The sequence below is a fragment of the Amycolatopsis sp. cmx-11-32 genome (assembly GCF_047608695.1).
GTDB lineage: Bacteria > Actinomycetota > Actinomycetes > Mycobacteriales > Pseudonocardiaceae > Amycolatopsis.
The window spans coordinates 207057-222384 of the sequence record NZ_JADNQN010000012.1 but is presented as its reverse complement, the minus strand read 5'-3'; the positions used below and the strand labels follow the sequence as shown (position 1 = coordinate 222384).

14 protein-coding genes are annotated in these 15328 nt (G+C 69.5%); 10 read left to right on the top strand and 4 right to left on the bottom strand.

Going from position 1 to position 15328, the window contains the following annotated elements; all coding sequences use genetic code 11:
* The first annotated feature begins 48 nt into the window (after positions 1-48).
* A complete protein-coding gene (locus tag ACM6LR_RS30600) occupies positions 49-831 on the top strand; it encodes a GNAT family N-acetyltransferase (protein WP_414941430.1) in 783 nt (260 codons plus the stop codon).
* The gene (locus ACM6LR_RS30595; RefSeq protein WP_414941429.1) at positions 828-1739 is read left to right on the top strand and encodes a lysophospholipid acyltransferase family protein; all 912 of its coding nucleotides are present in this window, start codon (positions 828-830) and stop codon (positions 1737-1739) included. Before ACM6LR_RS30600 ends, ACM6LR_RS30595 begins: the two co-directional genes overlap by 4 nt.
* Positions 1740-1833: 94 nt before the next feature.
* Here ACM6LR_RS30595 and ACM6LR_RS30590 read toward each other — a convergent pair whose 3' ends face one another.
* Positions 1834-2724 carry an NADP-dependent oxidoreductase gene (locus tag ACM6LR_RS30590; RefSeq protein WP_414941428.1) on the bottom strand — a complete coding sequence of 297 codons (891 nt, stop codon included), beginning with the start codon at positions 2722-2724 and terminating at the stop codon, positions 1834-1836.
* 135 nt (positions 2725-2859) lie between these two features.
* On the opposite strand from ACM6LR_RS30590, the gene ACM6LR_RS30585 reads away from it, so the two are divergent.
* Genes ACM6LR_RS30585 through mnmA form a run of 4 tightly spaced genes read left to right on the top strand, consistent with a single transcriptional unit; the run spans position 2860 to position 7883 of the window.
* On the top strand, positions 2860-4128 hold the full coding sequence (locus tag ACM6LR_RS30585; RefSeq protein WP_414941427.1) for a LuxR C-terminal-related transcriptional regulator: 1269 nt from the start codon (positions 2860-2862) through the stop codon (positions 4126-4128).
* 18 nt (positions 4129-4146) lie between these two features.
* Positions 4147-5541 carry an MFS transporter gene (locus ACM6LR_RS30580; RefSeq protein ID WP_414941426.1) on the top strand — a complete coding sequence of 465 codons (1395 nt, stop codon included), beginning with the start codon at positions 4147-4149 and terminating at the stop codon, positions 5539-5541.
* Positions 5542-5589: 48 nt separating this feature from the next.
* Positions 5590-6786, top strand: coding sequence for a cysteine desulfurase family protein (locus ACM6LR_RS30575; protein ID WP_414941425.1), 1197 nt, complete (start codon positions 5590-5592; stop codon positions 6784-6786).
* A 5-nt stretch (positions 6787-6791) separates the two neighbouring features.
* A complete protein-coding gene (gene mnmA / locus ACM6LR_RS30570; RefSeq protein ID WP_414941424.1) occupies positions 6792-7883 on the top strand; it encodes a tRNA 2-thiouridine(34) synthase MnmA in 1092 nt (363 codons plus the stop codon).
* A gap of 80 nt (positions 7884-7963) precedes the next feature.
* On the opposite strand, the gene ACM6LR_RS30565 is transcribed toward mnmA, so the two are convergent.
* The 3 genes from ACM6LR_RS30565 to ACM6LR_RS30555 all read right to left on the bottom strand — a co-directional run bounded on the left by ACM6LR_RS30565 (position 7964) and on the right by ACM6LR_RS30555 (position 10433).
* Positions 7964-8407 carry a GNAT family N-acetyltransferase gene (locus ACM6LR_RS30565; protein ID WP_414941423.1) on the bottom strand — a complete coding sequence of 148 codons (444 nt, stop codon included), beginning with the start codon at positions 8405-8407 and terminating at the stop codon, positions 7964-7966.
* A complete protein-coding gene (locus ACM6LR_RS30560; RefSeq protein ID WP_414945042.1) occupies positions 8404-9441 on the bottom strand; it encodes an MBL fold metallo-hydrolase in 1038 nt (345 codons plus the stop codon). The genes ACM6LR_RS30565 and ACM6LR_RS30560 overlap by 4 nt, the downstream gene beginning before the upstream one ends.
* A gap of 182 nt (positions 9442-9623) precedes the next feature.
* Positions 9624-10433: a phospholipid scramblase-related protein gene (locus tag ACM6LR_RS30555; protein ID WP_414945041.1), complete on the bottom strand. Its 810-nt coding sequence runs from the start codon at positions 10431-10433 to the stop codon at positions 9624-9626.
* Between the two features lie 120 nt (positions 10434-10553).
* Between ACM6LR_RS30555 and ACM6LR_RS30550 the strand changes: the two genes are divergently transcribed.
* From ACM6LR_RS30550 to ACM6LR_RS30535, 4 genes are read left to right on the top strand one after another with little or no spacing between them, the layout of a single operon-like run.
* The gene (locus tag ACM6LR_RS30550; protein ID WP_414941421.1) at positions 10554-11591 is read left to right on the top strand and encodes a methionine synthase; all 1038 of its coding nucleotides are present in this window, start codon (positions 10554-10556) and stop codon (positions 11589-11591) included.
* A 21-nt stretch (positions 11592-11612) separates the two neighbouring features.
* On the top strand, positions 11613-12317 hold the full coding sequence (locus ACM6LR_RS30545; RefSeq protein ID WP_414941420.1) for a hypothetical protein: 705 nt from the start codon (positions 11613-11615) through the stop codon (positions 12315-12317).
* Positions 12298-14472 (top strand): NAD-dependent DNA ligase LigA, encoded by a 2175-nt coding sequence (ligA, locus tag ACM6LR_RS30540; RefSeq protein ID WP_414941419.1) that lies wholly within the window; start codon positions 12298-12300, stop codon positions 14470-14472. Before ACM6LR_RS30545 ends, ligA begins: the two co-directional genes overlap by 20 nt.
* Complete coding sequence (locus tag ACM6LR_RS30535) at positions 14465-14962, top strand: GNAT family N-acetyltransferase (protein WP_414941417.1); 498 nt, start codon at positions 14465-14467, stop codon at positions 14960-14962. Before ligA ends, ACM6LR_RS30535 begins: the two co-directional genes overlap by 8 nt.
* Positions 14963-15328 lie beyond the last annotated feature (366 nt).

The window sequence follows — 15328 nt, the reverse complement described above, 5'->3', positions numbered from 1 at the left end:
CCATCGGGCGCATCGTCGTTGGTACCCAGCGAGGGGTAGACCTTGCTTATGACGACGTCACAGCTCCTCGTCAGTACTGACCAGGCAGGTGTCGAACTCCCGGCCGACACACCGCGTTACTCGCTCCTCGTAGCCAACGGAAACGAGGAAGTCGTTGCCGCGCAACGCCTTCGTCACCAGGTGTTCGCCGAGGAAATGGGCGCGAAGCTCAATTCGCTCGAACCCGGCCTTGACGTCGACTACTTCGACGAGTTCTGCGACCACCTCGTGGTGCGCGACGACAACACCGGCGAGATCGTGGGCACGTATCGGATGTTGCCGCCCGATCGGGCGGCGCGGGCCGGAAAGCTCTACTCCGACAGCGAATTCGATCTCACGGCACTCGATTCGCTGCGTCCTTCGCTGGTCGAGACGGGCCGCTCGTGCGTGCACCCCGACCACCGCAGCGGCGCCGTCGTGAGCCTCGTCTGGGCGGGTATCGGGCGCTACATGCTGCTGGCCGGGCACCGGTACCTCGCGGGCTGCGCGTCCGTGCCGCTGACCGGAGGCGGGGAATACGCGGCAGGAGTCTGGGATCTCCTGCGCGCCAGACACTACGCGGACGAGTCGCTCCGGGTCACGCCGCTGAACCCGTGGCCGACCGAGAAGATCGAGCGGCCCGCCCGCGCGCTCCTGCCGCCGCTCATCAAGGGATACACGCGCCTGGGCGCCAAGATCTACGGCCCGCCCGCGCTGGACGAGGACTTCGGCGTCGCGGACTTCTTCGTCCTGCTGGATCTGCACAACGTCGACGAGCGGTACCTCAAGTTCTTCCTGGGAGTGCAGGGATGACCCACGCCTGGATGCCGAAGTCGCCGTGCGGCGACGGATGCCTCAGCGAAGGGGTGCCGACGGTGGCGTTCGGCCGGCGCGTGCTGCGGTTCGCCGCGGCGATCAGCGTCATCTTCGGTGCTTTCCTGAGCGCGCCGCTGGTGCTCGCGCTGCGCGGCATGCCGCGGGAACGATTGGTGCGTCTGCTGTTCCTCGGCATCCTGCGCTCGTTCGGGGTGCGCCTCGTGGTATGCGGCGACGAGCGTTTCCGCGCCGTGCCGGGCCGTGGCGCGCTGGTGGTGAACAACCACATCTCGTGGCTGGACATCGTCGCGGTCAACGCCATCCAGCCGATGCGGGCGCTGGCGAAGAAGGAGGTCGGCGCCTGGCCGGTGCTCGGCCTGCTCGTGCGCCGCGGCGGCAGCATCTTCCTCGACCGCGAGAACCTGCGAAGCCTGCCCGCGACGATGGCCGAACTGGCCGACGCGATGCGCGGCGGTTCACTCGTCAGCGTGACGCCGGAGGGGACCACCTGGTGCGGTCTGGCGTCGGGCCGGTTCCGCTCGGCGACCTTCCAGGCCGCGATCGACGGCGGTGTCCCCGTGCGGCCACTGGCCCTGCGGTTCCGGCTCGCAGACGGCCGCGAGACCACGCAACCGGCGTTCATCGGGCCGGAGTCGCTCATCGCGTCGCTGCGCCGGGTCGCCGCTTTGCGCGGTCTGGTGCTGGAGGTGCACGTGTGCCCGGAGATCGCGCCCGGTAAGGCTTCGGACCGGCGGGAACTGGCCGCGCTGGCGGAATCCGCGGTGCAGGCGGCGCTCGGGCGGGTGCAGATCCCGGCGCAGACGCGGCGGCGTCGCGCTTCCTCCGCTCCCGCTGTGCTGGCTCCCACTCCGGTCACCCCTGTCGCGAAAGTGCCCTCCCCGTGACCCTCGCGTGAGATCGAGCGGCCGAAGGGGACTTTCCCCGCATAGGACGTGGTGAAAGCTCCCTTCACCGCGTCCTATGCGGGCATGGTCCCCTTCAGCTCAGCGTCAGCGTGATCTTCCCGCCCGCGTGCCCGGTCGCGCTCTCCCGGTGCGCCTCCGCGACCTCCGCCAGCCCGTAACTCGACCCCAGCTTGAGCTTCAGCCCGCGCGCGACCAGATCTTCGAGCACCGCAGCGCTTTCCGAGCCGGAAGCCGAGAACCGCAACCCCTGCGCGAACGCCGCCGGATCGGCGATGGTGACCAGCCGGTCGGGTGATCCGAGCAGGTCGACGGAATCACCCAGGACGCCGAATCCGGCCGCGTCGAACACCGCGTCCACCCCTCCCACCGCCACCGAGCGGACCCGCGACACCCACCCGTCCCCGTACTGGACCGGAACCGCGCCCAGCGCCTTCACCTCGTCCAGCGACGATGCTCCGGCGAGTCCGATGACCGTGGCGCCCAGTGCGACGGCTGCCTGCGTCGCGATCCGGCCGACCTGGCCGCTCGCGCCATGGATCACCAGGGTTTCGCCCGGTTTGACCTCGAGTTCGCCCAGCACTCGCAACGCCGTCTCACCGGCGATGGGCAGCGCGGCGGCTTCGGGCCACGAAAGCCCGGCGGGCTTGCGGATGACGTTGGTCGCCAACGCGTACTCCGCGTACGTCCCGGTGTCGGACCAGCCGAAGACCTCGTCCCCGACGGCGAATCCGGCGCCTTCGCCCACCGCGTCCACCACTCCCGCCAGTTCCAGGCCGAGGATGTGCGGGAAGTCGAGCGGGCGGACCTCCGCCATGGCACCGGACCGGATCTTCCAGTCGATCGGGTTGACCCCGGCGGCCTTGACCGCGACCCGCACCTGGCCCGGGCCGGGCTCCGGCAGCGGGACCTCGGCGGACCGCAGAACGTCCGGTTCGCCGTACTGGGTGATGATGATCGCTCGCATGTTCACTCCTATTTCGGATTTCTTCGCTGCGATCAGTCAACCGGCGCCCGGACCCCGCCCGAACCGCTCGGACGAGCAGTGTTCGTTAGCCGGGCGAGCAGCGTCGCGGACGGAGAACGCGCTTACTGTGGAGTCATGGACGAGTGGTCGGATCCGCTGTACGTGCTGAGCCAGGTCGAGTACATGCTCGCCGCTCCGCGCCCCGAACTCCTGCCGCGTTTCTCCGCGACGGCCGCGGCCGTCCTGCCGCACCGGGCCGCCGCGATGGAGACCGGTGACTGCTCCCGCCTGCCGATCAAGGTCGACGGCGACCCGATGATCGTGGGCTCGGTCACGAGCGCGGAGCTGCGGCGGCTCGCCGCGCTCGGCGTCCCGGGTGAGGCCGTGGTGGCCGAGGAGACGCTCGGCGGAAAGCGCCGGAGACTCGTCGTCCTGACGTCGGCTCCGGTGATCGGCAAGGGCGCGATGATCGCGCTCGTCCCCACCGAGGACGCGCCCGCGGACCGCGCGCTCGACATCGTCGCCAAGCTGTGGGAGATCGTCAGCGTGAACGCCGCCCAGCGCGCCAGCGACCCCGAGCCCGCGGTCCTGGAGAGCAACATCGCGGCGGCGACCGCGCGGGCGCGGGCGATCACCGATCTGGGGCAGACCCACGGGACCACTTTGGCGTCCTTGCTTTCGGTGCTGCGGTCCCGAAGGCTCGGCGACGCCGCCGCCCGGCAGACCGCGACCGACCTCGCCGCGGCAGCGCTGGTCGAACTGCGCTCGATCGCGGACCGTGATCAGGAGCTTTCGGCGGAGCCGGCGTCGGCGGCGTTCGACACCCTCGTCGCGCAGCTGGATCCCTTGGTGCGCCACAACGACGTGACCGTCGACCTCGCCGGGCCCGGCGACGATCGGCCACTCCCGCAGGACATCGCGCACACCGCGCGCACGGTCACCCGCGGCCTCGTGCTCGCTGCGCTGGAACGTGGCAGTGCCCGCGCCAGGGCGTCCTGGCAGATCGACGGGCAGGCCCTCCGGATCACCGTGCGCGACGACGGCCCGGACGTCGCCCGCGCCGTGCCCGCCATCGGCCTCACCGAGCGGATCACCCCGCTCGGCGGCCGCTGGGAGGTCGACGCCGTACCCGGCTGGGGCACCACGATCACCGCCGTTCTGCCGCTGGGCGTCCAGGAAACGCCGGAACTGCGCCCGCTGGACCGGCTGAACTCCCGTGAACTCGAGGTTCTCGCCGGGATCGCGCGCGGGAGGCGCAACCGGCAGATCGCCGAAGAACTGCGCCTGACCGAGCACACGGTGAAGTTTCACGTGCGGAAGATCCTCGGGAAGCTGGAAGTCACCTCGCGCGGCGAGGCCGCGATGCTGGCGCGGGAGCTGCGCCTGGAGTCCGCCGGCGCTTGACCTCCACTCGACTGGAGGTTGCACGCTCATCGTATGACGATCGCTGGGGACAAGGCGAAGCCGAAGGGCGTGCTCTGGACGCCGGAGCACCGGGCGACCACGATCGGGTTGCTGCTCATGGTCACGCTCATCGCGTTCGAGAGCATGGGCGTCGCCACCGCGATGCCGACAATGGTGGCCGACCTCGACGGCCTCGCGCTGTACGCGTGGCCCTTCACCACGTTCCTGGTCGCCAGCGTGGTCGCGACCGTCCTTTCCGGACGGCTCGGCGACCGCAAAGGCCCGGCGCCCGCGCTGCTCGCCGGTACCGCGTTGTTCGCGTCCGGGCTCCTGGTGGCGGGCCTCGCGCACGACATGCCGGTGCTCCTGCTCGGCCGGGCCTTGCAGGGCTTCGGTTCGGGACTCCTGCTGGTCTCGGTGTCCCTGCTGATCGCCCTCACTTTCAGCGACCGTGAGCGGCCGGTGATCTACGCCGCCAACGCCGCCGCCTGGGTGCTTCCCGCGGTGATCGGGCCCTCGATCGCGGGCGTGGTGACCGTGAGCGTCGGCTGGCGCTGGGTGTTCCTTGGGCTGATCCCGCTGACGGGGATCGGGCTCGCCCTGCTGGTCCTGGTCACACGCAAGCTGCCCGCCCACGTGCCCGGCGAATCCGCCGTCCGGGCCGGGGTGGTACCCGCGGTGATCGCCGCGCTCGGCGTCGCCACGCTCACGTGGGCGGCGCAGCATCCCTCGTTGGCCGCCCTCGCCTATGGCGGCGCCGGTCTCGTCGCCCTCGCGTACGCGCTCCGCAAACTCCTGCCCGCCGGCACGCTGACGTCACGGCCGGGGTTGCCGACAGTGATCGCCTCGCGTGGGCTGATCGCCGGCGCTTACGCCGGGATGGAGGCCTACCTGCCGCTCACGATGTCCGAGGTCCACGGCTACAGCCCCGCACTGGCCGGGCTGCCGCTGACGGTGACCGCGCTGGGCTGGTCGGCGGGGTCGATGCTGCAGGGCCGCATGCTCGACTGGTCGCGCGAGGTATCCCTGCGGATCGGGTTCGCGCTGGTCGCGGCCGATCTGGCGATCTTCGTCTTCGTGCCGCTGCCGTGGTTCCCCGGCTGGATGGCGTTCGTGGCGTCGGCCGTCGGCGGTGCCGGGATGGGCATCGCGATGCCCGCGATCTCGGTTCTGCTGCTCCGCTACTCGCCGGCGGCCGAACGTGGCTTCAACACCTCGGCGCTGCAACTCGGCGACTGGGTCGGATCGGCCCTGACCATCGGTTTGGGTGGAGTTCTGCTCGCCTCACTGGCCTCGGCGAAGGAGCCTTCGGTGGCGATCTTGGTGCTTTCGGTGCTGCTGGCCGGCATCGCCTTGCTCGGGGTGCGGCTGACCGGCCGGTGGCCGTCGGATATGAGCGCCACCACCCGCTGACCAGGGTGGGCTTGATCACGCCCCGGAGCGGTCTACCCTGGTATGGCGATGACCTATCTCGACCACGCGGCGACCACCCCGATGTTGCCCGAAGCCGTAGCGGCGATGTCCGAGGCGCTGTCCACCGTGGGCAACGCCTCCGCGCTGCATTCCTCGGGTCGCCGGGCCCGCCGCAAGGTCGAAGAGGCCCGCGAGGTGATCGCGGAGGCGCTGGGCGCCCGGCCGTCCGAGGTGATCTTCACCGGTGGCGGCACGGAGAGCGACAACCTCGCGGTCAAGGGCATCTTCTGGGCCCGCAACGGCGAGGAGCCGAAGCGCCGCCGGGTGCTGTGCAGCACCGTCGAGCACCACGCCGTCCTCGATTCCGTCGAGTGGCTTGAGCAGCACGCGGGCGCCGAGATCGTCTGGGTAGAGGTCGACCAGGCGGGCCGGGTCTCCCCGGAGGCGTTGCGCGCCGCCATCGGCGACAGCCCCGAGACGGTCGCGCTGGCCACCGTGATGTGGGCGAACAACGAGGTCGGCACGATCAACCCGATCGCCGCACTCGCCGCCGTCTGCGCCGACCACGAGATTCCGCTGCACTCCGACGCCGTCCAGGCCGTCGGCGCGGTGCCGGTCGACTTCGCCGCGAGCGGTGTTTCCGCGCTGACCCTGACCGCGCACAAGCTGGGCGGCCCGTACGGCGTCGGCGCGCTGCTGCTCGGGCGTGACACCGCGTGCGTGCCGGTGCTGCACGGCGGTGGCCAGGAGCGCAGTGTGCGTTCGGGCACCCTCGACGTGCCGGCGGTGATCGCGTTCGCGACGGCGGTGAAGGCCACGGTCGACGGCCGCGAGGAGTACGCCAAACGCGTCGCCGAGCTGCGGGACGACCTGATCGAGGCCGTCCGGCGCGAGGTGCCGGACGTTTTGCTCAACGGCGGTGAGGGCGAGCGCCTTCCGACGCACGCCCACTTCACCTTCCCCGGTTGCGCGGGTGACAGCCTGTTGATGCTCTTGGACGCCAAGGGCATCGAATGTTCCACTGGATCGGCGTGCACGGCGGGTGTCGCGCAGCCGAGCCACGTGCTGCTGGCCATGGGTGCCGATCCGGCGGCCGCGCGCGGGTCGCTGCGGTTCTCGTTCGGGCATACCTCGGCGCCGGAAGACGTTGAAGCGGTTTCGAGGGAAATCGCGGGTGTCGTCGACAGGGCGAGGCAGGCGGGACTCGCGGGAATGCGCAAGCAGACGCAGAAGCAAGAGGTGTGAGGGAAATGCGCGTACTGGCCGCGATGAGCGGGGGAGTGGACTCGGCGGTGGCCGCCGCGCGCGCCGTGGACGCCGGACACGAGGTCGTCGGCGTGCACCTGGCGCTGTCGGCGAAGCCCGGCACGCTGCGCACCGGCTCCCGTGGTTGCTGCACGATCGAGGACTCCGGCGACGCGCGCCGCGCGGCCGACATCCTCGGCATCCCCTTCTACATCTGGGACTTCGCCGAGCGCTTCACCGAAGAGGTCATCGAGACCTTCGTCGGGGAGTACGCGGCGGGCCGCACACCGAACCCGTGCGTCACCTGCAACGAGAAGATCAAGTTCGAGGCGTTGCTTGACAAGGCGATGGCGCTCGGTTTCGACGCCGTCGCCACCGGGCACTACGCCCGGCTGTCCCTTGTGGACGGTGTCCCGGAGCTGCGGCGCAGCGTCGACTCCGGCAAGGACCAGTCGTACGTGCTGGCTTCGCTCACTCCGGAGCAGCTGCGGCATTCGCTGTTCCCGCTGGGCGACTCGTGGAAGACCGACGTGCGTGCCGAGGCCGAGAGCCGCGGCCTGTCGGTGGCGAACAAGCCGGACAGCCACGACATCTGCTTCATCCCGGATGGGGACACGAAGAGCTTCCTGGAGAAGCGGCTCGGCCAGCGTCCCGGGCAGCTCGTCGACGCCGAGACCGGTGCCGTGCTCGGTGAGCACACCGGCGTGCACGGGTTCACCGTCGGCCAGCGCAAGGGTCTCGGTATCGAGGCACCGGCGCCGGACGGGCGGCCGCGCTACGTGCTTTCGCTGGAGCCGGTTTCGGGCACCGTGAAGGTCGGTTCCGCGCGGGACCTCGGCGTGAACGTGATCGAGGCGAACCGCCCGATCTGGCCGAGCGAGCGCCCGCTGGACGGGCCCACCGAATGCGTCGTCCAGGTGCGCGCGCACGGCGGGATCGTCGAGGCCGTCGCGGAGGTTTCGGGCGACGAGGTGACCGTTCAGCTTCGCGAGCCGCTACGCGGCGTCGCGCCGGGCCAGGTCGTCGTCCTCTACCGCACCGACGCCGCCGAAGGCGATCTCGTGCTCGGCAGCGCGAAGATCTCGGGGACCCGCTAACTCCCGCAATTAGTCCTCTAGTTGCGGTCCTTGCGCGTGCAACTACCGCAACTAGAGGACTAAACGCGGCGGGTGGCGGGTTAGAGCTTGAGTTTGAAGCCGGTATGAGTGGCCTCGAAACCGAGGCGCTCGTAGAAGCGGTGCGCGTCCTCGCGTTTCACATCCGACGTCAGCTGCACGAGCGCGCAGCCCCGGCGCCGGGATTCGTCGATGGCCCAGGTCATCAGCTCGCCGCCGAGCCCGGACCCGCGATGGCTCGCCCGCACCCGGACCGCCTCGATCTGCCCGCGCAGCGCGCCTTTCCTCGCCAGGCCCGGAATGATCGACAGCTGGAGCGTGCCGACGGCCTCCCCGGCGTCGTCGGCGACGATCAGCACTTGCGCCGGATCGGCGTCGATCTCCTCGAAGGCTTTGAGATACGGCGTGAGGTCGTCAGTGGAGTCGCGGGTGCTGCCGATCTGGTCGTCGGCGAGCATCCCGACGATCGCCGCGACGTCTTCCTGGCGCGCTTGACGGATGATCATGAGGCGTAGTGTCGCACTCCATCGGTCTCGGTCGCGGTGAGCTTCCCCTGTGCCACCAGCAGATCCAGATGCGAACCGGTCTCGAGGACGGCGAGCATCTGGTTGAACGGGTCCATCTCCGGGAGCTTGCGCAACCTGCGCGTCCAGCCCAGCCGGAGCGCGACCTCGTACGCGGTCGTGACGTCCGCGGTGATCTCGGCACCCATGACCTCGAGCCGGTCGCGGTGGTGTTCCAGCAGTTCGTCCACACGGGCGTGGACACTGTCGGTCACCCGGCCGTGCGCGGGCAGCATGCGCCGGTCCGGCATCTCGCGCATTAGGCGCAGGGAGTCGAGGTAGTCGCTCAGCGGCAGGTCGGCGGGCACCGGCTGAAACCCGATGGAAGGCGTGATGTGCGGCAGCACGTGGTCGCCGGAGAACACCAGCCCCGCCTCGTCGTCGACGAAGACGACGTGCCCGGCGGTGTGACCCGGCGTGTGCACGATGTCGAACTCGCGGCCAGGCACGATCGTGCGCTTGCCGGGGCCGAGCCATTCGTCGGGCTGCTCCCACAGATGCGCCTCGGTGTGCCGGACGTCGCCGAAGGCCTTGGCGAGCACCTCGACGACAGGGGCCGCGCCGCAACGCTCCAGCAGGTCGACCTGCGCCTCCATCGGGAAGCGGTCTGGATCACCGGAGCGCACCAGTGAAGGTTCTTCCAGCTTCCCGAGCCCGACCTTGCCGCCGAACTCGCGGCGCAGTTCCACCGCGAGGGTGTAATGATCGCGATGCACGTGGGTGATCAGGAATTCGTCGATGTCGCCGAGATCGGCGCCGAGCGCCTTCAACCCGCGTGAAAGCCGCTCACGCGCCGACTCCAGGGCCCAGCCCGAGTCGATGAGGACCAGGCGGGTGCCGTCGGTGACGACGTAGACGTTGACCGCGCGCAACGCGTCGTGCGGCAGGGGCAGCGGGATCCGGTGGACCCCCGGCGAAACCGTGTACACGCCTGGTTCGGCCCAGTCCCGTTCGCCGTCTTCGGGCAACGGCTCCATGGTGTCCTCCGTCCCCGGACGCACTCCGGCGTGCCGACCGGTTCTTCCACTTTGTGCCGCCGGAAGCCGAGTGTCCACTTGACCGGGGTGAGACCCGTGTCACTAGCCCCCCACGCGTTTAGTCCTCTAGTTGCGGTAGTTGCACGCGCAAGGACCGCAACTAGAGGACTAATTGCGGCAGGTCAGCGGTTGTCGTCCTGCTTCAGCGCGGTGTCGATGGTCAGCGCCGAAGCGACCACCATCGAAGCCAGCGGATCCCGCAGCGGACGGTGGATCTCGACGACGTAGTTGTCGGCGGCGGTGAACGCGGCCTTCACGAAACCGCCCCAGGTCTTGGTGATCCGCGCGATCTCGACGTCGGCGTGGTCCTTGATCACGAAGTTCCACGCTCGCCAGTTCTCCGCGAAGATCCCGCCGACCTTCTGGCCGTCGACCACGAAACCCAGCCGGATCTTGCCGAAGACGTTCTCCTGCACGATCTCCCCGATCGGGGTGTCGTCGGCCTTCGTGACCAGGAACCGGGATTTGAACACCTTCGCCGGCCGCGTCACCTTCAGCACGGTGCTGTGGTTCGCGTCGCGGATTTCGAAGCGGTGGGTCAGGAACTGGTCGTAGTTCGTGAGCAGCCGGATGGCTTTCTTCAACGTGCTCTGCCCGACCTGGACGACGCCGCCGAGGCGGTTGCCGTTCTGGTCGAACACCCCGAACTCGCCCGCCATCTCGATGAGCTTCGCGCGCTGGTTGACGACCAGCACGGGTTCGGCGAACAGGGTCCCGCCGCCGGTGAGTCCGTTCGCCCGGCCTTGCGTCCCCTTGGCCGCCTGCGCCCGGATCTTGTTCGGGTCTCGCGCGCCTTCGATGTCCAATTCGATCATCTCGGCATCGTGGGACGGCCGCGTGTTGGCCGTCCAGGCCCGCCCGTCCCACCACCGGTACACCCGGGGGTCCTGCTGGTCGGGATACCAGCCGGCGGGCTGTGGAGAGCTCGTCATGGCAGGTCAGCGTAATGCGCGAGGCGCCCCCGCGGGCCTGTCGACGGCAATTGCGGCGAATGTCCGTGTCGTCACGTGCCCCGCCGCCCCGCCGAGTGGGACCAAGGGGAGAATCCGGGGGTGAACGAACGACCTTGGCCCCCTGGCGCCGCGACCGCGATCGGTTCCCAGCCCGGTACCGATCCGGTCGAGGCCGCGTCGATCGTGTTCGGCGAACTGCCCGAATTCCCCTATCTGCCCGAACTTCCCGCGCGTGGCGTCGGTGCCGACCTGATCGGCCGGACGGCGGCGCTGCTGGTCGATCTCGCCGTCGAGGTGGTGCCGAGCGGTTATCGGGTCGCCGCGCACCCGGGGCACGACCACCGCCGGGCCGTCGACCTGATGAACTGGGACCTCGACGCCGTACAGGAGGCCAGGGAGAAGGCGGGTGCCGCGCCGCCGGTTTTCAAGACACAGGTCGCGGGCCCCTGGACCCTCGCCGCGAACATCGAACTCCAGCGCGGGCACCGGATCCTCACCGATCGGGGTGCGCTGCGTGATTTCACCGCGTCCTTGCTGGACGGCCTGGCCGAGCACGTCGCGGAGCTGAAGTCGCGCATCGGAGCGCCGGTGGTGCTGCAGTTCGACGAACCCTCGCTGCCCGCGGTCCTCGCCGGCGATCTTCCGACGGCGTCCGGGTACGGCACGGTTTCCGCCGTCCCCGCGCCGGAAGCCCGCGAACTGCTTTCGACGGTGATCTCCGGGGCGGAGCGCATCACCGGGCAGCCGGTCGCGGTGCACTGCTGCGCCGAGAAGCCACCGATCTCGTTGCTGCGCGCGGCGGGGGCGAAAGCGATCGCTTTCGACTTCACCCTGCTGAAGGGTGCTTCGCCCGCGCAGCTCGACGAGATCGGCGAGACGCTGGACTCCGGCACGACGCTGATGCTCGGGCTCGTCCCCACAGCCGACCCCGGTGTTCCGGTGGCGCTGCGTGACGTGGTCACGCCCGTGTTCAAACTCGTCGACAGGCTCGGATTCCGTCGCGAGATCCTCGCCGAACGCGTCGTGCCGACGCCGGCGTGCGGTCTCGCGGGCGCCACCCCCGACTGGATGCGCCACGCGTTCACGCTCGGCCGGGAGGCGGGCAAGGCTTTCCTCGAACCGCCTGAAGGCTGGTGACCGGCGCGGTAGCGTGCCCGCATGCGTTTGTTCCGCCGTTCCCGTAAGGCCGAGGACGTCCCCGACCCCCGCACCGCCTGGCCGGAGCAGCCGGTCCCCGAGGACGCGGCCGCCGCGGCGGTGACGTTCTGGGAGGCGTGGTTCGCACTGCTGCCGGAGGTCAGCGCCGCGCTCGGCGACCGCGAACCGCATCGCGTGGAACACGACCTCTGCACCATCGTCGAGGCGCTGCACCCGCGGCTGCACTTCTCCCTCGATCGTGGGCACCGGGCGATCTACTCGCTGGTGGTCACCGGCCAGGAGGATCCGGAACTGCGCCCGTACACCGACGCGTGGAAGGCCGCCGCGCCGCCGGAGGACGCGATCTGGGAGTACCACGACTCCGTGCCGCCGGTCCCCGATCCGAGTGAGGTCACCGTCAACCTCGGCGAGACCCGCATCGCGCTCGCCGACGTCCGGGTGACCGCGAAGGTGGACGAATCAGCCGGACGGGTGGATGTGACCGTGTTCCATCCGCTGATCGAAGAACTCCGGCCGGAGACCCGGACGACCATGACCTTCCTGCCGCTGGACGCCACGCTGGGTGAGCGTGTCGCGGCCGAAAGGCTGGGCAAGGTCGAGCTGGTGACCGAGGCGCAGGAGGGACAGCTGACCCTTCTGGAGCTTCGTGAAGTGGTCGGCCGACTCGGCTCCGGTACGTCCGGAAATGTCGGTACCCCCGACTAGGCTTACCCCCGTGAGCAGCGAACTTCCCGAAAACCCCGAGCCGGCGCAGGACATCACCGAGGTCCCCGCCGAGGTCCGCGAACGGCACGCCGAACTGGCGGAGGAGATCCGCGGGCACCAGTTCCGGTACTACGTGCTGGACTCACCGATCGTGTCCGATGGCCAGTTCGACACGCTGCTCAACGAACTCCAGGCCATCGAGGACGAGCACCCGGGGCTGGTGACGCCGGAGTCGCCGACGCAGAACGTCGGCGGCACGTTCTCGACCGAGTTCCTCGCGCACGACCACCTCGAGCGCATGCTCAGCCTGGACAACGTCTTCGACAGCGAAAGTTTCGAGACCTGGGTCGAGCGGGTGCGGAAGGAGATCGGCACGACGAAGTACCTCGCCGAACTGAAGATCGACGGGCTCGCGATCAACCTGCTGTACGAGAACGGCCGCCTGACCCGCGCGCTGACCAGGGGCGACGGCCGCACCGGCGAGGACGTCACGCTCAACGTCCGCACGCTGGAGCAGGTGCCGGATCGGCTGACAGGCACCGATGAGTTCCCGGTGCCCGCACTGGTCGAGGTCCGCGGCGAGGTGTTCTTCCGCGTCGAGGACTTCCTGGCACTCAACGCGAAGATGGTCGAGGCGGGCAAGGACCCGTACGCGAACCCGCGCAACACCGCCGCCGGATCGTTGCGGCAGAAGGATCCGAAGATCACGAAGTCCCGCAACCTGCGGCTGATCTGCCACGGCCTCGGGAAACGCGAAGGGTTCGAGCCGAAGCGCCAGTCCGAGGCGTACGACGCGCTCGCCGCGTGGGGCCTGCCGGTCTCGCCGCACAGCAAGGTGCTGACCTCTGGCGAGGAACTGCTGGAGCACATCGAGTACTGGGGCGAGCACCGCCACGACGCCGAGCACGAGATCGACGGCGTGGTCATCAAGGTCGACGAGGTCGCGCTGCAGCGCCGTCTCGGGACGACCTCACGCGCGCCGCGCTGGGCGATCGCCTACAAGTACCCGCCGGAAGAGGCGATCACCACCCTGCTGGACATCCAGGTCAACGTCGGCCGCACCGGGCGGGTCACCCCGTTCGCGGTGATGGAGCCGGTGAAGGTCGCCGGGTCCACGGTGGCGATGGCGACGCTGCACAACCAGGAAGAGGTCAAGCGCAAGGGCGTGCTGATCGGGGACAAGGTCGTGATCCGCAAGGCTGGCGACGTCATCCCCGAGGTGCTCGGCCCGGTCGCCGACGCGCGCACCGGTGAGGAGCGCGAGTTCGTCATGCCGCTGCGCTGCCCCAACTGCGACACGGAACTGGCGTATCAGAAGGAGGGCGACATCGACATCCGTTGCCCGAACGCGCGGTTCTGCCCGGCGCAGCGGCGGGAGCGGTTGTTCCACCTGGCGAGCCGGAACGTCTTCGACATCGAGGTGGTCGGGTACGAGGCCGCGGTGGCGCTGCTGGACGCCGGTGTCGTGCACGACGAAGGCGACATCTTCGACCTGGACGAGGAGAAGCTGCTCGAAGTCGAACTGTTCCGCACCAAGGCTGGGGAGCTGTCGGCCAACGGGCGCAAACTGCTGGAGAACCTCGAAACCGTCAAGGACCGTCCACTGTGGAAGGTCATCGTCGGGCTCTCGATCCGGCATGTCGGCCCGACGGCGGCGCAGGCGCTCGCGAGGGAATTCGGTTCACTGGAACGGATCGAGAACGCCTCCGAGGAGGAGCTCGCCAGTGTCGACGGGGTCGGCCCGACCATCGTGCGAGCCGCGAAGGAATGGTTCGAGGTCGACTGGCACCGCGAGATCGTCGAGAAATGGCGCGCGGCGGGCGTGCGGATGGAGGAGGAACGCGACGAGTCCATCCCGCGCAACCTCGAAGGCCTGTCGATCGTCGTCACCGGTTCGCTGAACGACTACTCCCGTGACGAGGCCAAGGAGTTCATCATGGCCCGAGGCGGGAAGGCGGCCGGTTCGGTGTCGAAGAAGACGGCGTTCGTCGTCGTGGGGGACGCGCCGGGGACGAAGTACGACAAGGCCGTCCAGCTGAAGGTACCGGTGCTCGACGAGAACGGCTTCCGGGTGCTGCTGGAGAGCGGCCCCGAGGCGGCCGCGGAACTCGCGCTGCCCACCGACGAGCCCGCCGAGGAGGAGAGTGGTGAGTGACCTGGAGATCAGGCCCGCCCGTGACGGCGAACTGAAGGCGGTCGGGGAGCTCACCTTGGCCGCGTACGCCGCGGAACGGGGTCTCGTGGAGGGCGTAGGCTACGCGGCCGAACTCGTCGACGCCGCGAAGCGGGCGAAGCAGGCCGAGCTCCTGGTCGCGGTGGACGGCGACGGCACGCTGGTCGGCACGGTCACCATCGCGCGGCCTGGGACGCCGTTCGCCGAGCTGTCCCGCGAGGGCGAACTGGAGTTCCGCATGCTCGGCGTGCTCCCCTCGGCCACCGGGCGCGGTATCGGCGAGGCGCTGACCAGGGCGGTCGTCACGCGGGCACGGGAACTGGACGTCGACCGGGTGGTGCTGTGCAGTCTGGTCACGATGGCGCGGGCGCACCGGCTGTACGAGCGGCTCGGTTTCGTGCGGATGCCGGAGCGGGACTGGGAACCGCACCCTGGGGTGTCGCTGATCGCCTACCGCCTGGAGCTCACCTAGCCGCGACCTTTGCTACGAAGGGCCCCTTCATTGCGCTTGTCATCCTGGGTTACGGGTGAGGGGGCTGAAGGGGACTTTCTCCGCATGGCATGCGGGGAAAGCGTCCTTCGCGCGGCGAGGTCGCGGGAGTTCCGCCTCCTCGCCTCGTCGGTCACGTAGCGAAGGCCTCCTTCCCTGCTCTCAAGGTCAGGGTCCCGGCAAAGTCGAAGAGCTGCTGGTCAGCGCTGCTGGCGGTAGTCCGGCATTTCTGGTGCCTGCAAGGGCCGAGTGGGGACGTTTTGGGACGTTGAACGTCCGAAATCCTCCCCGCTCGGGCGTGTGCCGGGGTTCCTCGGGGGAGGCATGCCCCTGAACCTCTGGTGATCG